This is a genomic window from Pediococcus sp. EKM201D (assembly GCF_011800215.1).
GTDB classification, from domain to species: domain Bacteria; phylum Bacillota; class Bacilli; order Lactobacillales; family Lactobacillaceae; genus Pediococcus; species Pediococcus pentosaceus.
Window position 1 is genome coordinate 249,294 of the sequence record NZ_JAALFK010000003.1, and the last position, 18,961, is coordinate 268,254.

19 protein-coding genes are annotated in these 18,961 nt (G+C 37.2%); 4 read left to right on the forward strand and 15 right to left on the reverse strand.

The features are described from left to right. Positions 1-25: 25 nt before the first annotated feature. The 8 genes from HFC68_RS09355 to HFC68_RS06320 form a co-directional block, all read right to left on the reverse strand. Positions 26-280: a hypothetical protein gene (locus tag HFC68_RS09355; RefSeq protein WP_256677780.1), complete on the reverse strand. Its 255-nt coding sequence runs from the start codon at positions 278-280 to the stop codon at positions 26-28. Between the two features lie 117 nt (positions 281-397). Then, complete coding sequence (gene rlmB / locus HFC68_RS06290; RefSeq protein ID WP_002833253.1) at positions 398-1,156, reverse strand: 23S rRNA (guanosine(2251)-2'-O)-methyltransferase RlmB; 759 nt, start codon at positions 1,154-1,156, stop codon at positions 398-400. Further along, positions 1,149-1,562, reverse strand: a complete 414-nt coding sequence (locus HFC68_RS06295) for a Mini-ribonuclease 3 (RefSeq protein WP_002833252.1) — start codon at positions 1,560-1,562, stop codon at positions 1,149-1,151. The genes rlmB and HFC68_RS06295 overlap by 8 nt, the downstream gene beginning before the upstream one ends. Next, complete coding sequence (gene cysS, locus HFC68_RS06300) at positions 1,555-2,967, reverse strand: cysteine--tRNA ligase (protein ID WP_011673700.1); 1,413 nt, start codon at positions 2,965-2,967, stop codon at positions 1,555-1,557. Before cysS ends, HFC68_RS06295 begins: the two co-directional genes overlap by 8 nt. A 180-nt stretch (positions 2,968-3,147) precedes the next feature. After that, entirely contained in the window at positions 3,148-4,635 is a 1,488-nt protein-coding gene (gene gltX / locus HFC68_RS06305; RefSeq protein ID WP_002833250.1) for a glutamate--tRNA ligase, read from the reverse strand. A 69-nt stretch (positions 4,636-4,704) separates the two neighbouring features. Beyond that, positions 4,705-5,835, reverse strand: a complete 1,131-nt coding sequence (locus HFC68_RS06310) for a PIN/TRAM domain-containing protein (protein ID WP_011673701.1) — start codon at positions 5,833-5,835, stop codon at positions 4,705-4,707. Between the two features lie 17 nt (positions 5,836-5,852). Then, positions 5,853-7,223 carry a DNA repair protein RadA gene (gene radA / locus HFC68_RS06315; RefSeq protein WP_002833248.1) on the reverse strand — a complete coding sequence of 457 codons (1,371 nt, stop codon included), beginning with the start codon at positions 7,221-7,223 and terminating at the stop codon, positions 5,853-5,855. 99 nt (positions 7,224-7,322) lie between these two features. Then, on the reverse strand, positions 7,323-7,856 hold the full coding sequence (locus HFC68_RS06320; RefSeq protein ID WP_002833247.1) for a dUTP diphosphatase: 534 nt from the start codon (positions 7,854-7,856) through the stop codon (positions 7,323-7,325). A 136-nt stretch (positions 7,857-7,992) separates the two neighbouring features. On the opposite strand from HFC68_RS06320, the gene HFC68_RS06325 reads away from it, so the two are divergent. The 3 genes from HFC68_RS06325 to HFC68_RS06335 all read left to right on the forward strand — a co-directional run bounded on the left by HFC68_RS06325 (position 7,993) and on the right by HFC68_RS06335 (position 10,428). Further along, complete coding sequence (locus HFC68_RS06325) at positions 7,993-8,322, forward strand: GNAT family N-acetyltransferase (protein WP_002833246.1); 330 nt, start codon at positions 7,993-7,995, stop codon at positions 8,320-8,322. A gap of 3 nt (positions 8,323-8,325) precedes the next feature. Continuing rightward, complete coding sequence (rpiA, locus tag HFC68_RS06330) at positions 8,326-9,012, forward strand: ribose-5-phosphate isomerase RpiA (RefSeq protein ID WP_002833245.1); 687 nt, start codon at positions 8,326-8,328, stop codon at positions 9,010-9,012. A gap of 69 nt (positions 9,013-9,081) precedes the next feature. Continuing rightward, positions 9,082-10,428, forward strand: a complete 1,347-nt coding sequence (locus HFC68_RS06335) for an aminopeptidase C (protein ID WP_011673702.1) — start codon at positions 9,082-9,084, stop codon at positions 10,426-10,428. 75 nt (positions 10,429-10,503) lie between these two features. Here HFC68_RS06335 and HFC68_RS06340 read toward each other — a convergent pair whose 3' ends face one another. From HFC68_RS06340 to HFC68_RS06355, 4 genes are all read right to left on the reverse strand, one after another. Continuing rightward, positions 10,504-10,884: a helix-turn-helix domain-containing protein gene (locus HFC68_RS06340; protein WP_167399725.1), complete on the reverse strand. Its 381-nt coding sequence runs from the start codon at positions 10,882-10,884 to the stop codon at positions 10,504-10,506. Positions 10,885-10,947: 63 nt separating this feature from the next. Continuing rightward, positions 10,948-12,135, reverse strand: a complete 1,188-nt coding sequence (locus HFC68_RS06345; protein ID WP_011673704.1) for an MFS transporter — start codon at positions 12,133-12,135, stop codon at positions 10,948-10,950. Positions 12,136-12,287: 152 nt separating this feature from the next. Then, positions 12,288-12,968 carry a 2,3-diphosphoglycerate-dependent phosphoglycerate mutase gene (locus tag HFC68_RS06350; protein ID WP_002833241.1) on the reverse strand — a complete coding sequence of 227 codons (681 nt, stop codon included), beginning with the start codon at positions 12,966-12,968 and terminating at the stop codon, positions 12,288-12,290. Positions 12,969-13,139: 171 nt separating this feature from the next. Continuing rightward, the gene (locus tag HFC68_RS06355; RefSeq protein WP_002833240.1) at positions 13,140-14,111 is read right to left on the reverse strand and encodes a beta-ketoacyl-ACP synthase III; all 972 of its coding nucleotides are present in this window, start codon (positions 14,109-14,111) and stop codon (positions 13,140-13,142) included. A 241-nt stretch (positions 14,112-14,352) separates the two neighbouring features. On the opposite strand from HFC68_RS06355, the gene HFC68_RS06360 reads away from it, so the two are divergent. Next, entirely contained in the window at positions 14,353-14,814 is a 462-nt protein-coding gene (locus tag HFC68_RS06360) for a hypothetical protein (RefSeq protein WP_011673705.1), read from the forward strand. A 57-nt stretch (positions 14,815-14,871) separates the two neighbouring features. Here HFC68_RS06360 and HFC68_RS06365 read toward each other — a convergent pair whose 3' ends face one another. The 3 genes from HFC68_RS06365 to HFC68_RS06375 all read right to left on the reverse strand — a co-directional run bounded on the left by HFC68_RS06365 (position 14,872) and on the right by HFC68_RS06375 (position 18,910). Further along, positions 14,872-15,372, reverse strand: coding sequence for a PTS sugar transporter subunit IIB (locus HFC68_RS06365; RefSeq protein WP_002833237.1), 501 nt, complete (start codon positions 15,370-15,372; stop codon positions 14,872-14,874). Positions 15,373-15,403: 31 nt separating this feature from the next. Continuing rightward, entirely contained in the window at positions 15,404-18,334 is a 2,931-nt protein-coding gene (locus HFC68_RS06370; RefSeq protein WP_011673706.1) for a sigma-54-dependent transcriptional regulator, read from the reverse strand. Positions 18,335-18,529: 195 nt separating this feature from the next. Further along, positions 18,530-18,910: a DUF956 family protein gene (locus tag HFC68_RS06375; RefSeq protein ID WP_002833235.1), complete on the reverse strand. Its 381-nt coding sequence runs from the start codon at positions 18,908-18,910 to the stop codon at positions 18,530-18,532. Positions 18,911-18,961 lie beyond the last annotated feature (51 nt).

The following is an 18,961-nucleotide window of genomic DNA, read 5'->3' on the forward strand; positions in this document are numbered from 1 at the left end:
GATACTATAAATTCGATTAGTAAAATTAGTTCGAAAAAAAAGCCCCCAAAGTAATTTTTAAATTTTCATCAAAATTAACTACCGAGTTGAAGAAAACGATGCGTCCTTCTTGCAACCAATCATCCCATTCTAGATTACGAATCGAATATCTTGTTCTTAATTTTTTAATAATTGGAATATATCGCTTAAATAGAATTTCAAAATTACTTGAATCATTGTTTTTTATTTGTTGAACTATTTCAAGCTCATCCAATTCTTCCAAACTACCTTGTTTCGCCATTACGCTTCCTCCCTGTTTCAATGGAAACGATCTTAGCAAGGTTGTTAAAATTTTCTAACCGCATTTTTCGTAAATAAAAAACGAATAATTGGCATTCCAATCATTCGTTTCTAATTTTTAAAGTTGATGTCTTGAATTATAGCCTTGGTAAATTAAAAGTCCGGCTGCTACACTTGCATTTAAACTTTGAATTTCACCAACCATCGGAATCGTTAACATTTCGTCCACATTATCCTTAGTTAGGCGGGCCATACCTTTTCCTTCGTTACCGATAATCAAACCTACCGCCCCTTTTGCATCCCAGCGGCGATAATCCGTTCCCTTCATATCAGTACCAAAAATCCAAAGTCCACGTTCTTTAAGTTCTTTAATCGCGTTAACTAAGTTGCTAACTTGGACGACAGGAACTCGTTCAATTGCTCCCGCAGAAGTTTTGGCTACGGTACTGGTTAAACCAACTGCCCGTCGTTTTGGAATAATTACTCCGTGAACGCCTGCTGCATCTGCCGTTCTTAAAATTGAACCTAAGTTATGCGGGTCTTCAATTCCATCTAAAATTAAAATGAAGGGTTCCTCTTCGCGTGCTTTAGCTAACTTGAAGATATCATCTAATTCAGCATATTCAAAGGATGCAACCGCTAATACCACCCCTTGGTGATTTTGTCCGTTCGATAATGTATCCAATTTCGACTTAGTAACTCGTTGAATTACCAGACCTTGTTTTTTTGCTTTAGCAATAATTTGTCCAATTCCATCCGATTTTAGCCCTTCTTGAATAAAAACCTTGTTAATTGAATGATCACTTTGCAAACTAGCCATTGCTGGATGGCGGCCAATGACAAAATCTGGTTGTTGCGTTTCATTTGAATTATTCAATACGTAAATTTCCTTCCTCGACTTTTTCAATACACCATTGAGCAAATTCAGCTAAACGTTCAGTTTGATTTGTCAATGACAGATATCCAACAATTGCCTCAAATCCCGTTGAAATTCGGTAAGTAAGGACTGATGTATTTTTTGCAGACGTATGACTTTTAGCATTACGCCCCTTTTTGAAAGCTTCGATTTCTTTTTCAGTAAGAAAATTTTCTGCTTCCATTGCGTTAATTAAAGCTGCTTGTGCTTTAGCAGATACATATCTGGTTGCAACGTGATGTAACCGATTAGGACGGGTAAGCCCTTGTTTAATTAGATGTCTTCTAATAAAAACTTCGTATTCCGCATCACCCAAATAAGCTAATGCAATTCCATTAATTGCTTGGTAATTAAACTCTTCACTCATCTTTTTTTCTCCAACGTGTTCCTTGTGGCGTATCCTCTAAGATAACACCCATTTCTTTTAATTGATTACGTAATCGATCACTAGTCTCAAAATCGCGGTCTGCACGAGCTTGATCGCGTTGTTTAACTAATTCATCAATTTCAGCATCATCATTTTCAATCTGTTTCAATTCAATCCCAAAAACAGCTGCCATTTTAGCATAGCTGGTTAATAATTGATTAATTTGCTCAGCATTCACGGCTGTTTTTTCACTATATACATTGATTAAGCGTGCAAACTCGTAAACAACGGTAATCCCATTTTGCGCATTAAAGTCATCATCCATCGCTGTAATAAAGTCTGTTTCTAATTGAGCAGCCTGTTCAGCAACCGTTGCGTCAGCTGCCCCTTGAGCACCTTGCAAACGATAATTCAAATTGATAAAAGCATTTTGCAGCTTTTCTAGATTGTTTTTAGCGTCTTGTAAACTTGCTTGTGTATATTGAATTGGACGTCGATATTGAGTAGTCGACATTAAGAAACGTAAGACTTGGGGATTTATTTTTTGAACTAAATCGTGCACCGTAACAAAGTTTCCCAAAGATTTACTCATCTTTTCATTATCATCACCGACTGTGACAAAACCATTATGCATCCAGTATCTAGCAAACTGTTTACCAGTTTTGGCTTCACTTTGAGCAATTTCATTTTCATGATGCGGAAATTGAAGGTCTTCTCCTCCACCATGAATATCAAAAGTATCTCCTAGATATTTGGTTGACATTACTGAACATTCAATATGCCATCCAGGGCGTCCGGTCCCCCATGGTGCTTTCCAAGCAATTTCATCACCCTTAGCTGCCTTCCACAACGCAAAATCAATTGGATCTTCTTTACGAGCTGTTTCTTCATCATCTACGTGTTGGCTCGCACCCTGTTCTAATTCATCAATATTTTGGTGCGAAAGGGCACCATACTTTGAAAACTTACGTGCCCGATAGTACACATCGCCATCTACCGCATAGGCAAAGCCCTTGTCCATCAAATCTGCAATAAATGCGATAATATCATCGATATTCTCAGTAGCCCGTGGATTAAGCGTCGCTGGTTCTACATTAACAGCTTGGACATCTTCTTTAAAAGCTCCAATATAACGATCCGCTAATTCTGGAACTGTAATACCTTGTTCACGAGCTGAATTAATCATTTTATCGTCAACATCAGTAAAATTTGAAACAAATTTCACTTCAAATCCGCGATATTCAAAATATCTCCTGATGGTATCAAAAGCGATAATACTACGCGCGTTGCCAATATGAATATAGTTGTATACTGTCGGTCCACAAACGTACATTGATACCTTATGATCCACTAAAGGCTTGAAAGTTTCTTTAGTTCTAGACATTGTATTATAAATTTTAATCATTTTTTCACTCCCTACGGGGATTTTTAGCTACCTCTAATGATAATTGAAAAGAGTATGCAACGCAAAGTGAATATAAAAAAGAAGAGCTTCAAAAAAGTTTTAGTCGCTGAGCCAAGCATCAACGTTTGGTAGCGGAGTCCATGTCTCCCACCTAACTTTATTGAAGTTCTTCTTTCATATTTAGCTTAATTCTTCAATCATTGCCCGTAAATGTTGCATTGATAATTCATAACCTAATAATTCCAAACTTTCTGGAAGTTCTGGTCCATGCATTTCATGGGTAATAGCAATTCGAATTGGCATCCAAAGTTTGCGACCCTTAATTCCAGTTTCCTTTTGAACCGCCTTAATAGCTGCCAAAATGTTAACTGTATCAAAGACTGGCAAATCACTGAATTGTTTTTCCAATGCTTTTAATACTGGAAGAGCATCATCCGTGGCCAATTCTTCTTTAGCCTCTTCATCGATATTTTCAGGACCATTAAAGAATAATTCTGTAAATTCAACAATTTGCGCTGTATAACTCATTTGACGCTTAAATAAGTTGATTAACTTACGTGCCCATTCTACCTTCATTGGTGCTGGGTTCTTTTCAATCTTACCGGCATTAATCAATTGAAGGAGTGCTGAGTGCATGATACGATCTTCATCAGCAGCTTTAACATATTGGTTGTTAATCCATTCCAATTTCTTAGCATCAAAAGCAGCAGGTGACTTACTCAAACGCTTTTCATCATACATCTTAACGAATTCACGTAGAGTAAAGATTTCACTTTCTCCCACTGGTGACCAGCCGAGCAAGATAATAAAGTTCAACATTGCTTCTGGTAGATATCCTAAACTACGATATTGTTCGATGAATTGAAGAATAGATTCATCACGTTTACTTAACTTCTTACCTGTTTCAGTATTGATAATTAAGCTCATGTGACCAAATTGGGGAGCATCCCATCCTAAAGCTTCATAAATCATCAATTGTTTAGGAGTATTTGCAACGTGGTCATCCCCACGGAAAACATGGCTAATTTCCATCATGTGATCATCAACAACTACCGCAAAGTTGTAAGTTGGCATTCCATCACGCTTTTGAATGACAAAATCGCCACCAATTGTTTCAGATTCAAATGAAATATGACCCTTAACCAAATCATCCCATTCGTAAGTAGTGTTGGTAGGCACCTTAAAACGAATTACAGGTTCAATTCCTGCTGCCTTAGCATCAGCAATTTTTTGTTCTTTTTGTTCAGGTGATAATCCAGCATATTCATCAACATAATGAGGCATTTCACCATTTGCCTTTTGCTCTTCACGTTGAGCAGCTAGTTCTTCTTCAGTCATATATGATTCATATGCTTTACCTTCAGCAACTAACTGATCAATTAGTGGTTGATATATACCTTTACGTTCAGATTGACGATATGGACCGTATTCTCCCGGTTTATCAGGACCTTCATCCCAATCCATTCCCAACCATTTTAGGTTATCGATCTGACTTTTTTCTCCGTCAGCGATATTCCGACTTTGGTCAGTATCTTCAATTCTAAGAATAAATTTACCTTTGTAATGACGAGCAAACAAATAATTAAATAAGGCTGTTCGTGCATTTCCGATATGCAGATGTCCCGTTGGACTTGGAGCATAACGTACTCGAATCTTTTGCTTTGCCAAAATTAACACCTCTCCAAAAATTATGTCACAATGTTTTCATTCTACATTGATATCAATAATAAATAAAGTCTATTCTGTCTTATCTTTGCTATGGGTAATTTCCTTAGTGGAGTGAACCGGTTTAGCAAAAATCATTCGACCCGCATCAGTTTGAATTGCACTCGTAACTACGACGTCAATTGTTTCACTGATATAAAACTTACCATCTTCCACAACAACCATCGTCCCGTCGTCCAAATAGGCAACCCCTTGTTGCCGTTCTGTACCATTCTTAACGACGTGTACTTTCATCGTTTCACCTGGAATTACTCGTGGTTTCAACGCATTAGCCAACTCGTTGATATTTAACACTTGGACATTCTGAAATTGACTAACTTTATTCAAGTTATAATCGTTCGTCACAATTACGGCGTCCTTGTCCTTAGCAAGTTGGATTAGTTTGCTATCGACTTCTTCAATTTCTTCATAATCGCCATCGTACATTTCAATTGGCATAATCTTTTCATTTTGAAGCTTGTTTAAGAAGTCTAAGCCTCGGCGTCCACGCACCCGCTTAATGCTATCAGCAGAATCGGCAATGTATTGTAGTTCGTATAAGACAAAGTTAGGAACTAATAAAGTTCCCTCTAACAATCCAGTTTTTACTAAATCGTATACTCGCCCATCAATTAAGATATTAGTATCTAAAATCTTGTAGTGATGGTAATTTTCACCTGCTCGACGCTCCAACACTTGATCTTGATTATTTAAATCACGTTTGCGAACTTGGAATAATTTTTTCCACTCGTTTAGCCGAGTTGTTCCAATTCGAAAACCTAAATAACCCAAAATCAACATTAAAATTAATGGAATCATCGTATTAATAAAGAAGACATCTGATCGATAAAATAAAGTGGAAATTAAAATAGCAATGACCAATCCAATGACCGTTCCAACACCACTAGTAATTAAATAGATTGGCGAAGATTTAGTTAACATTTTTTCTGCTTGTCTCATTAAACTCAATACATAACCAGCCAAAAAGATAGATAGAACCCAGAAAATAATTGCACCAATAACAAAGCCCGTTACGCGATTGTTTAATAAAATAAACTTATCCAAATTTGATAACGACCAAACAACTGGTAGATACGACATTCCTAAAGTACCACCAGCTAAAGCAAACACCGCTTGGACAATTCGTTTTTTAATATTTTTCATTTTAATTCACCTCCTTTCTAATTAAACGCCTTCCGAATTGCGTCCGTAATCGTTGTTACTCCTACTACTTCAATCCCTTTAGGTGGATTCCAACCCTTCAAATTATTCTTAGGAATTAAAATTCGTTGAAAACCTAGTTTTTGAGCTTCGGCAACCCGTTGTTCAATCCGATTAACCCGTCGGATTTCACCAGTTAAACCAATTTCGCCAACAAAGCTATCAGTCGGTCTCGTCCCTTGATTCTTAAAACTCGATACAATACTCATCGCAATTGCCAAATCAATTGCTGGCTCATCCAATTTCACTCCGCCAGCAGCCTTTAAGTAGGCGTCTTGGTTCTGCAACGTTAAATTAGCCCTTTTTTCTAAAACTGCCATAATCAATGAGACTCGGTTACGATCCAACCCGCTAGCAGTCCGCTGAGCATTCCCAAAAATGGTAGGCGTAATCAAAGCTTGAATTTCGACCAAAATTGGTCGAGTACCTTCCATCGAAACCACAATAGCGGAACCGTTAGCATCTTGCAGGCGTTCCTCTAAAAAGATTTCCGAAGGATTGGCTACTTCTCGAAGCCCTTCCTCTCGCATTTCGAAAATTCCCAATTCATTCGTAGAACCAAATCGATTTTTAACCGCTCGTAAAATTCGATACGTATGATGCAAATCGCCTTCAAAATAAAGTACTGTATCAACCATATGTTCTAAAATTTTAGGACCAGCAATGGCTCCGCCTTTAGTTACATGACCAACAATAAAAATAGTAATGTTATTTGTTTTAGCAATCTGCATTAATTCGGCTGTAATTTCTCGAATTTGCGATACACTACCTACTGCTGAATCAATGTCGGGCTCTTGCATGGTTTGAACAGAATCAATAATTACATACTGAGGATGTAGTTCCTCAATGACCGCACGAATATTGGACATATCAGTTTCAGGGTACAAGTAAAAACGTTCACTGTTAACCTGTAAACGTTCGGCGCGCATCTTGATCTGTGAAGCACTTTCTTCCCCAGACACGTATAAAACATCTCGATCAGTAGCAGCTAATTGCCCAGATAGTTGTAACAACAGGGTCGACTTTCCAATTCCTGGATCTCCACCAATTAGAACTAGTGAGCCATCCACTACTCCACCACCGAGCACTCGGTTCAGTTCTTCCATCCCTGTTTTAACCCGCGGTTCTTCGTGCATTTTAACTTCTGAAATTAGTTGTGGTTTACTACTTTTACCCTCAAAACTAACGCGACTCTTACGTTCATTTTTAGGTTCACTAATCCGCTCTTCAACCAGAGTGTTCCATCTTCCACAATTAGGACAACGTCCTAAGAATTTAGGTGAAACATACCCACATTCTGAACACAAAAACTGTGTTTTTACTTTAGCCAAGCTTTAAATTCCCCCTCAACTTTAAATTCGTACAATTAGGATAGCATTTATTTCTATAATTTAATCAAAATTAGTTTGACCTTTATTGATTTTTAATGACTACTTAGTCGAACCAAACCCACCAGTTCGCTTTTGTTCTGAGGCCGTTTCGTTGTCAGCTACTAAATATTTCATAAAAATTCCCTGACCAATTCGTTCGCCCTTTTTGATTTTTACATCTGTAATTCCATAATTTACAAGTTGGAGAAAAATAGCCCCTTCATTGCTTTCATTATTGTAGTAGTCCGCGTCCACAATTCCTACCCCATTAGGTAAAATTAAACTACGTTTTAGAGGGTTACTAGAACGATTGGCCAACATTAAATACTCATCATCTTCCATATATGCTTTAATACCCGTTGGTACTAAATATGGTTTTAATTCTGCTCGAGCCGCATCTAATACTTCGTCTGTTACATTTTCTTGATGACGTAGGGCCCACAAAACCTTCACAAAATTCAATTTCCAAATACTTGGTAACACAAAATCTTCTGCCGCTTCAAAGTCATATCCAGCGGCTGCTTTTGTTTGTCGTTGGGGTAAATGTAATCCTTGATTTTGATACTTACTAATAATTTCAAATCCTCTACTCATTACGGTTTCCCTCCTAATAATCATTTATTTTATTATCCTTTTATTGACCCACTTTGTAAACGGAAATCTGTTGAAGCAATTGACTTTATGCGCTTTCTTGGCGACAATGATTATTGTAGGAAAAGGAGGCTTATGTATGGAAAGAAATATCGAAGCAAACCGTCTTTTTTGGACTAATTCCGAAGGTGTGCAAGTAGGACATGTACTCTATTCTAAAATTCCCGATCTTGATACTTTAATCTGTGAAGAAGTCTTTGTTAATCCTGAAGTTCGAGGGCAAGGCTGGGGTGGCAAATTGATGAAAGACTTCATTAATTTTGCAATTGAAAATAACCAGAAAATTTATCCTCTTTGTCCCTTTGCAAGAAAATATTTTCTCAACCATCCGGAACTTTCCGAATGGAACATGCACGACCAAATTACAGCAACTAAAATACAAAGCTTAGTAAGTCGAAAGGAAGATTAAGAAATGGATCAAAACGAATTAAAAAAACTAGTTGGCGAAGAAGCCGTTAAATTTATTGAAGATGGGATGACTGTGGGTTTAGGTACCGGTTCTACTGTTAAATTTATGGTGGACGCTCTTGGTGAACGCGTTAAAAATGAAAATTTAAATATCGTTGGGGTCCCAACTTCCGATCGTACAGCTGAACAAGCCCGTTCATTGGGCATTAATGTTAAATCTGTTGACGAGGTTGATCATATTGATTTAACCATTGATGGAGCTGATGAAATCAGTTCTGACTTCCAAGGTATCAAAGGTGGCGGTGCCGCTCACTTGTTTGAAAAAATTGTTGCCACAAACTCAAAAAAAGTAATGTGGATTGTAGATGAATCTAAAATGGTTGATCACTTAGGGGCCTTCCCACTCCCTCTAGAAGTAATTCCATATGGTAGCAAACAAGTCTTCAAGAAGCTTGAAAAAGAAGGCCTTCATCCTGAATTTAGGAAAAATGATGCTGGCGAATATGTTTTAACCGATTCTAAAAACTACGTAATTGATCTTCATCTTGGTGAAATTAAACACCCGCATCAATTAGCAGATTATCTAATCAAACAAGTTGGTATTGTAGAACAAGGATTGTTCCTTGACATGGTTAATACTGTCATTGTTGGACGCCAAAATGGTCCAGAAGTTTTGACTGCTCGACCATAATTCTAATCATTTACTAATTTTTTTAATTAGCGTATAATCATCACCAATATTAGGATGGAGTTGAAGATATTGAGTAAAGAAATTTCACAAAATTTAATTGACCGTTTTAAACAAGAATATAACGGTCGTAAAGAAGCTAAAGTTATTGAACGCACAGTTACTAAAAATGGAATTCTTAATTCCAGTCGTAACCTTGCAGCTGATGTTCAAAGCACACCCGTTTTTTCAATTGATTTAGATACCGGTGATGTTGCGAATCAGAAACAAAGTGGTCGTTGTTGGATGTTTGCCGCTTTGAATACTATGCGTCATGACATGAAAAACCAATTCAAAGTTCCTGGCAATTTTGAATTATCCCAAAATTATACTTTTTTCTGGGATAAGTTTGAAAAATCAAATTGGTTCTACGAAAATATCATTAATACGGCCGAGCTTGATACTGATGACCGTAAAGTGGCCTTCTTATTAAATGAACCTCAAGGTGATGGTGGCCAATGGGATATGCTCTGCGCATTAATTGAAAAATACGGTGTAGTTCCTCAATCGGCCTACCCTGAAACTTATAATAGTTCAAAATCTCGTGAATTTGACACATTGCTAAATGAAAAGTTACGCAAAGATGCAGTTACATTACGTAATTTAGTTAATTCAGGAGCAAGTCGTACAGACATTGATGAACGTAAGCAACAAATGCTTAGTGAAGTCTATCGCATGGCTTCTTACAGTTTCGGAGAACCACCTGTTCAATTCGATTGGGAATATCGTGACGCCGATCAAAATTATCATCGTGAAGCAGGTATTACGCCTAAAGCATTTTATGATAAGTATGTAGGTTGGAACCTTTCCGAATATATTTCCATCATTAATGCGCCAACTGCTGACAAACCTTACAACCAAACATATACAATTGATATGCTTGGCAATGTCGTAAATGGACGCCAAGTTAAACATCTAAACCTTGCTATGGACGACTTCAAGCAGGCGGCCATCAACCAACTTAAAGCTGGACAATCAGTGTGGTTTGGTTGCGATGTTGGTCAACACTCTGAGGCTCGTGAAAAGGGACTTTTGGACCTAGATGTTTTTGCTGAAGATGAGTTGTTTGATATCGATCTTTCAATGTCTAAAGCTGAACGTTTAGACTACAAAGAGAGTTTAATGACTCACGCTATGGTACTTACTGGTGTCGATCTTGTCGCTGGTCAACCAACTAAATGGAAAGTTGAAAATAGTTGGGGTAAAAAAGTCGGTGAAAAAGGCTATATGGTAATGTCCGATGCTTGGATGGACGAATACTGTTACCAAGTAGTTGTTCAAAAACAATTCTTAACCGAAGCGCAACGTCAAGCGCAGGCTCAAACACCTACCGTCTTGAAACCTTGGGACCCAATGGGATCTTTGGCTTATCAAGATTAATAAATAATTTTATCAATAAAAAAGCGACTAGCTGTGGACCAAATGAAAATCGGTCCTTAACTAGTCGCTTTTTTACTACTCCATATTTGAAAAGGGATGCGGATCGTTATCAATAATTTCCACACTATTACCTTGTTTTTGCAGACGTTCGACCTTATCCTTACCCCAATTTGACATTGCTAATAAAATATTTCTTAGACTTTTTCCCTCTTTGGTTAAAGAATATTCAACCTTTGGCGGTACCTGGTGGTACACCTTACGTTGAACAATATTGTCGGCTTCTAGTTCGCGCAATTGCCTAGTTAATACTCTTTGTGAAACATCCGGCATTAACTGACATAACTCTCCCGTTCTTAGAGTACGACCTCCTAGATGACATAGAATGACGGGTTTCCATTTTCCTCCTATTACATCTAAAGTTGCTTCAACTGCTACATGATATATTTTTTCAGGCATCTAACCAAACCTCCTACTGGGTAATTTTAGCACGTCCTTTTGGAACGACAGCATTTTCTAAAACTATTTCTGACGTTTATTTTCAAATTTATTTTCTACCAACATCATTAAAACTGCTAATGCAACCATAGCTGCTGCTAGTAGCATTGTGCTTCTTAAGCCATAAGTATCAAGTGCAACTCCTCCTAAGAAAGACCCACCTACAATGCCAAAACTAAAAGCAGAAATATTCAAGGATGAGGCAACATCAACTGCTTTAGATGAATAACTTTTAGCTAAAATTAAAATATACGACTGTAGAACGGGAACGCTCATAAAAGCAACTAAACCTAAGAGCACGATATTTAAAGTACTTAAATATATATTAGTAACTGTAAAATAAAAAGCAAATAAAGCTAACCCTTGAACGATGAAGATCCCGAATAAAGCGTTAATCGGTTTAGCATTTCCTAGTTTACCACCAAGCGTATTTCCAATTGCGATAGCTATACCATAAATCACTAAGAATAAACTAACTTGATTCGCAGGGACATGGGTTATCTTTTGCAAAATTGATGATAAATACGTGAAGGTTGCAAAAGTACCACCATATCCTAAGATGGTAATTAGGAGCGTTAATAAAACATGTGGATGCAAAATCAACTTTACTTGATCTGCTATGCTGGATATTTCTACATTCTTTCTAGCTTGTTTAGGTAAAGCTACTCGATTTAAAATCCATGCTACTATTCCTAAAGTCGCAATCGCCAAAAAAGGTATCCGCCATCCCCAATAAGTACTAACCGCCGTCCCCAATGGAGCACCCAGTGCTGTCGCAATTGTGAAACCCGTAAAAATATAAGCAATTGCACTCGCTTGTCTGGATTCATCAACTAATTCGGCGGCTATTGTCGAACTGAGCGCAAACAATAACCCATGTGAAGCACCAGCTATTAACCTACCGAAAATGACTTCTCCAAAATTGGTAGCAAATCCAATAATTAAGTGACCGATTATAAAAATAATAATAGCCCCTAAAATAGTTCCTTTCCGCTGAAATTTAGCAGTTAAAATTGTTAAAATTGGAGCGCCTAATGCTACTCCTAAAGCATAAATAGTAGTTATTAGTCCGGCTGTTGAAGTCGTAATCATAAAACTTTTTGAAATCGCTGGTAGTACCCCCACGCTAATAAATTCTGTGACACCAACCGCAAAAAATATTACTGCCAAAGCAAATAAAGCAAAATTAGCTTTAGATTTTTGATTAATCATTATCTCACCTCATATTTTCTCTCTCAAACGATATAGATAATATAAGTGAATTATGACATTTATAGAAGTACGCACAATTTTGTCGCATAGAGACAAAATTGTCCCATTTTACTGAAATCAATACTTTATGCATAAAAAAAGAGCCTAAATAATTAGGCTTCTTTCAAGATAATTTTATTTTGGATAGATAAATCCGATTTTAATTCGTAAATGATGGGTTCTCCATTTTCAACTTCGACTCCATCAATACCCTGGTCAGAAATGTTCTCCAAATATTTAATTAATGCTCGCAAAGAACTTCCATGTGCGACTACCAATTGATTTTGTCCTTCCATTAATCTAGGAGCAATTTGATCAATCCAGTATGGTAGCAAGCGATTATAAGCCATATGTAAACTTTCACCCAGTGGTTCATTCAAAATTCCATTAACCGCATATCGTCGATCATCATCGGGATGCTCTAGCAGGGGTGGTACTGCATCAAAACTCCGACGCCATAAAGCAACCTGCTCCTTACCATAAATTTGGCGGGTCTCATCCTTATTTTGTCCCCTTAAAGCCCCATAATGGCGTTCATTTAATCGCCAAGTCTTATTAATCGGTAACCAATTTTGATTAAGATCATCTAAAACGATATTAGCAGTCACAATCGCGCGCTTCAGCATTGAAGTGTGAACCATATCAAAATTAATTCCTAATTTAGCAATTAATTTTCCTGCTCGTTGTGCTTGCTTAATACCAAGCGGAGTAAGCGGAACATCCGACCACCCTGTATAAATATTATCACGATTGGCGGTACTTTCCCCATGCCTAATTAAAACTAATTTAGCCAATTCTTTTCTCTCCCTGCTCAATATTAATTCAATCTTATCGTTCAACTCTACTTCATTGTTATTCATTTTCTAACTAGTTGCAAGTCTTAATCCCATTAAAACTTTTTACATGAAGATACTAAAAAACTGTGGTCCACATTACGAACCACAGTTTAGTTTTAATTCCAATGATTAAATTCTAATCAACATACTTCCATAGTCCAGACCCGCACCAAACCCAGTCATTAAAACAGTTTTAGGATTAGGATCTTTTTCTTGGAGTTGAGCCAATGCCATTGGAATTCCAGCTGATGAAGTATTTCCATATTGTTCAACATTCGTAACAAATTTTTCCATTGGAATGTTAATCGTTTCAGAAATCTTTTCAATAATTCTTAAGTTAGCTTGATGACAGATTACGTAATCAACCTTATCATGTAAATCATTTCGATTTAAAATTTCTACCATTTGAGGAGGAACTACTCCGGTAGCAAAACTAAAAACATCTCGTCCACTTTGGAAAAAAGCGTCGATTGTTGGAAAGTTATTAGCTTTCACAGCCGTTAAAGCCGGAATTCGGCCGCTATGAATATACTCATTTTTTTCCGCTAAGGTGGCTAATTCTTCGTCAATAAAGAAATCTTCTGTGTTATGCGCATCAGCAGAAATAATTACACCACCCGCTCCGTCACCAAAAAATACTGCGGAGGTCCGATCTTTAAAATCCATCATTTTAGAATTGGTTTCCGCACTAATCACCATCGCGTTTCGGTAACGTCCAGAACGCATAAATTTTTCAGCCGTACTTAGCCCAAAAACAAATCCAGCACAAGCAGCCGATATATCAAAAGCAATAGCATTTTTGGCACCTAACTTAGCTTGCACAATGGTTGCAGTAGCCGGAGTTAAAGCGTCTGGCGTAATCGTTGAAAGAATAATAACATCGATTTGATCAGCCGTTAAACCACTTTCGTTTAATAATTTTTGTCCCACTTCGACTGCTAAGCTTGATGTATTCTCTTCGCCCATGGCATAATGACGAGTTTGAATTCCTGTGTGGGATTGAATCCACTCATCATTTGTATCCATAATTTTGGATAACTCATCGTTATCAACCACCCGTTCGGGTACATAATGTGCTGTAGATAAAATTTTTAAACTCATTTTAAGCTTCTTCCTCACTTTGTTTATCATTCTATTCTACCAGTAAAATATTATTTGTGAAAATAGTGTGCGTGACAGATCACATCTAACAAACGTTTTCATTGTTGTAACAATCGGATTAATTAAGTTCTTATAATTATATTAAGAAATCTAATGGATCTCATGTAGAAAACTTGCCTTTTAATCGTTAAATAATTATGCTTAATTAATAAGACAATGGAACAATACTGGAGGAATATTAATGTTTAATTTTTCAATTAGCTGGCTTATTTTTTGGATGAAAGGTCGCGTCGAAGTGGACAACCAATCTGTTCGTAGTCGCATCCCTCGTCTATTACTATGGGTTTTCCCTTATGGTCTAATTTCTAAAGACATTGCACTAAGTGATATTAAATCTACCAGCATCAAAGGTAAAAATCAGTTTTTCCCGCTACTACTTGGTTTAATTTTAATTGTTTTAGGAGCTTTAAGTGCCATGAATAAAGGCTTAGCAATCGGAATTTTAGCCATCATTATCGGTTTAATTCTAGGTATTGCCGGATTCAAGGCCCGTTTAACAATCGAAACTGCCACTGGTCGTTTTAACATTGACGTTCCTGCTTCTCAAAAAGAAGCTTTGTTTAAAATAGAACGAGAAATTCAAAATCGTCAAAAACAACCCGAACCAAAGATTAAAGAAAATCAGGTACTTGAGGAACTTTAACATTTATTTGGACCATAAAAATAACCCATAACTATTAAAGTTGTGGGTTATTTTTTATTATAAATTATTTTTATCTAACATTTTTATCAAATCTTTACGGCTATCATTAGGAATTTTCTGAGCATACACTGTTAATCCACGTTCGTGTAGGGTTCGGATTGTAGCAATCTCTTCTTTACCAACCGCAATCGCATCTGTTAGCATCGTCATATCTACGGCGTATGCCAAACTGCCCACATCAATCCCTAAATCAGAGACATCGATACCGCCATCAACCAGCTTCAACATATCTTGTAGGGTTTCCGTTAAAAGTAACACTTTAAAAGAATCAAATTGCGAATCTTGATAAATTCGAATCATTTTTTCAACCGTAATCACGTTTACTAATATTCCAGGAGGCGCAGCTTGAGTAATCAACGTTTTACGTAAATTATCTTCTGCAACGCTATCTGAAACGACTAAAATCCGATTAGGTTTAACCTTTTTAGCCCAAGCAGTCGCTACTTGCCCATGCAAGAGCCGACTATCGACACGAGCCAGTAGAATGTCCATCGTCATATCACCGTGTCCTCCAAAATTAAGATTAGTTTTAATCTACCTCACTTAGGATTGTATCATTTTTTTCTTGCCATGTTTCCAACAATTTATAAACATAAAATTCTTCACTTGGAGTCATTTCAATTTGAATCCTTCTCAAATACTTATCATCCGCTTTTTGTATCAATTTAAACCACACTTCATCCTGAACCGCAGCCAATTCTTCCGGTGCTGTTTCCATCGGATTATTGGTAAGCATTCTTTCCACTGCTCCCGCAATATGCATAATTAAATTGATGCGGAAGGATTCACTAAATTCCACTTTCTTAGTTTCTGCCAAGTAATCCACATAATTCCATAAAATATCCGTGAACTTATCCGCATTCAAGAAAACAAAGTACTGTGATAAATATTGACGACAAACGCTACGCGTCAATTTAGAGTCTTGTTCATCAAGCACCCATGATACTTCGCTACGTTCTGCCAACTGTCGAACGAACTTTTCTCCTCCACCCTGTAAAAGTGTTTGAAGAGGCATAAATGGTACTCCAATTTGTGGATTCATTACTCCAGTCGCTGCGACAATCGTATATTTGGTGTTAATTTGTTGGATATGATCTTGCATGTTTACTATGGAGATCGGAAAAACTTTGATATCCTCAATTAAATTTTGAACTAAGAGTTGATCTAGTAAATCTTTAATTTTTTTGGCGGTTCCTTCACCTGTGGAGCATACCGCAACGATCGCTTTGGGTTTCCCAGAAATCATGGATAGATCTTCTGCTCTTTCTTCAACGTTACTTTCATCCGCAATTGCAACTCTGGAGTATCCGTGAAATTCACGTAGTTCAGCATAAATATCGTTCAAATCACTATCGATAAAAGAAGCTTTTCTGGTCGCTTCCAAGACCATCGCCGTCGTTACCATATCAATAACTTTAACCGGAATTTGAGTTTCTTCCGTGATTTTAGATCCAAAGGTACTTAGGGATCCCATATCAACTAGTAGAAGTACTCCTTCCCCCTGGTTAGCAGCTCGGACTCGCTCCACAATCCCCTTATACGCCGTTTGCGGATTCATGTCGAGCGGCATATCAAAAGCTTGAATCGAGTTGTCAGATAATAATTGAGAGACGACTTGTGTCATAGAACTAGCTGTACTACTTCCATGAGCTGCCACCACAATACCGACTTGACCATTACTAGTTGGGACCGTTCTTAGTGAAATTAAAAGGACTGCTAAATAGTAACTCTCTGATTCAGGAATTGGCATTCCATACCGCTGTTCTAGCATTTCCTTAATCGATTTAGCAACCGCCAACTCTTCTGGATAATCCTTAACCATTGCAACTAAATCATTGCCCATCAACCGCATCGGTTTTCCAGATTGAATTCGTTTAATAAATGAACTAATATGCAAACTCATTGCATATATAAAGTTCTCTTTAAAATGATAATCTAATTGATTTTCAATCTTAGGCTGAACCTGTTTAGCAAAATCAATAATCCCTTTATCCACAATTTCAGCTAGTTTACTTTCTGCTTGACGAGTGTCTGATTCATTCTTATAGAAAGATTTTAAATGTAGGTTAATATCCGTAGTAATAAAATTATTGATATTTTCTTGGTCAAGACCCTCTTCACGTAACATCATCGCTTTATCGCCAATGATTTCATACAAATTATAGGGCAGTTCATAGCTATCTTTACGGCTAACGGGAGTTGCATAAGTTGATCCCGGTTTAATTACCATGTAGGGTTCTAGTAACTTCGAAATTGCCCCAAGTTCAGCCCGGTTAGAGGCTAAATTTAGTAATCCATCCTTAATATTTGACGGCAAATCATCCGCTGTAATCATGATTTCGCCTTCATTCTCGATATTGTTCAAAAATCCCTTAGCGCACACTAATTGAATATTAGATTTTAATTGACCCACATTTCCATACGTAACACTACCTAATAAAGCTTGGACAACATCTTCGGTTAATGTAATTTCTTTGTTAGTTCGGTTGGCTTCAATTGTTACCAATGAACGTAGAAGGTCAATTCGTTCTTCCGGACTACGTTTATTAAATGCCGGAAGTTGAATGGTAATTGGAATTCGACGAACAAAAGTCTGTAGCAATGAACTTTCTGGATCTTCCGTTGTAGCACAAACTAAGCGAACGTCGGCATGATGGTTCTTGGAAGTTTCCCCCAACCGATTATAAGTACCATGATCCATAAAATAGAAAATCATTTCTTGACCTTCTGGTGGAAGTCGATGAACTTCATCCAAGAAGAGCATCCCACCATCGGCCTCTTGAATCAAGCCATCTTGCTCATCATTTGCCCCTGTAAATGCACCTTGAATGTAACCAAATAGATGGGACATCAATAATTCCGGATTGTGTGCATAATCAGCACAATTAAAGGTTACCAACTGTTGCTGACGATCAATTAAACCCTTGGTTTGGGCAAATTCAAACATCGCATTGGCAAAGTATGTTTTACCAGAACCAGTCGGGCCAATAATTAATGTGTTCAGTCCTCTTGGTGGATACAACATGGCTGCCTTGGCTTGTTCAATTTGGTTGTGCATGCTTCGACTCTTGCCAATCATTCGATCAAAAATATTAGTATTTTTATTTAAAGTAACCGGTCGAGTGGGTTCTTCAAGGGTACCTGCTAATTTCTTCTTCCCCAGGTCCATTCCACTAATACCATCTTCAATGTGATAGCTAGATGGATCTTGACTGGATTGTTTGGGAAGTTGTCCTTCTTTTGTCAAAGGTCGACAATAACGTACAGGCCGTCCACTAATCTTGGATAACTTATTCTTACGAACTAATTCATTTAGTTCCTTGCTAACATTGCTTCGAGCAATGTTCAAGTTCTCTGCGATTAAACTCGTCGTTAACGCAGCTTGCTCCTTTAATTCCGTATCGGAAACATTTTGCGTATTTTCAATAACATATTCATAAATTCTATCTTGTCTTTTCATTTTCTCACCGCAATCTGTATTAATACACTAATTAATACAATACAGTTTAACACAGTTTCAAAACAAACGCTTTCAAACAAAAAACTATGCTAAAAAACTCATCTTTCCGTCCCTCGTCCAAATATTTTTTAGACTTGCTTTAATCAGGTCGTCTCAAATCGCTTTTTAGCATAGTTTCAAATGATTATTTAATTATTATTTAGCTTTACGCTTGAAAATGCTCATTACTCCTCGTTTGATTACGTCCCAAACCCCTAACGAACGTACCATGCGGTCAGCATCAACATGTTTTCTAATTTCTCTTAAAACTTCATGGGTTTTTTTAGAAGCGAAACTATAGGTTCCACTTCGTTTAGTTTTAATGGCAAATCTTGGAATCCATCTACCCCCAAAGACCAAGGAAGCAATCACTGTATCAACTTCTTCCCAAGGAATTTGAATGAAGTTTTCAACATTACGATTGTCAAAAAATTCAAAACCGTGATCGCCAATCATAATTTTTCCGTAATCACCCATCCCCAAAAATGAGGTAGCATCGATTACCAAATCTGCTTTTGTATTAATTGATTGAGCCATTCAAATTACTCCATTCTTCTTTTTATCCAATTATAATACTTAAGGTACATT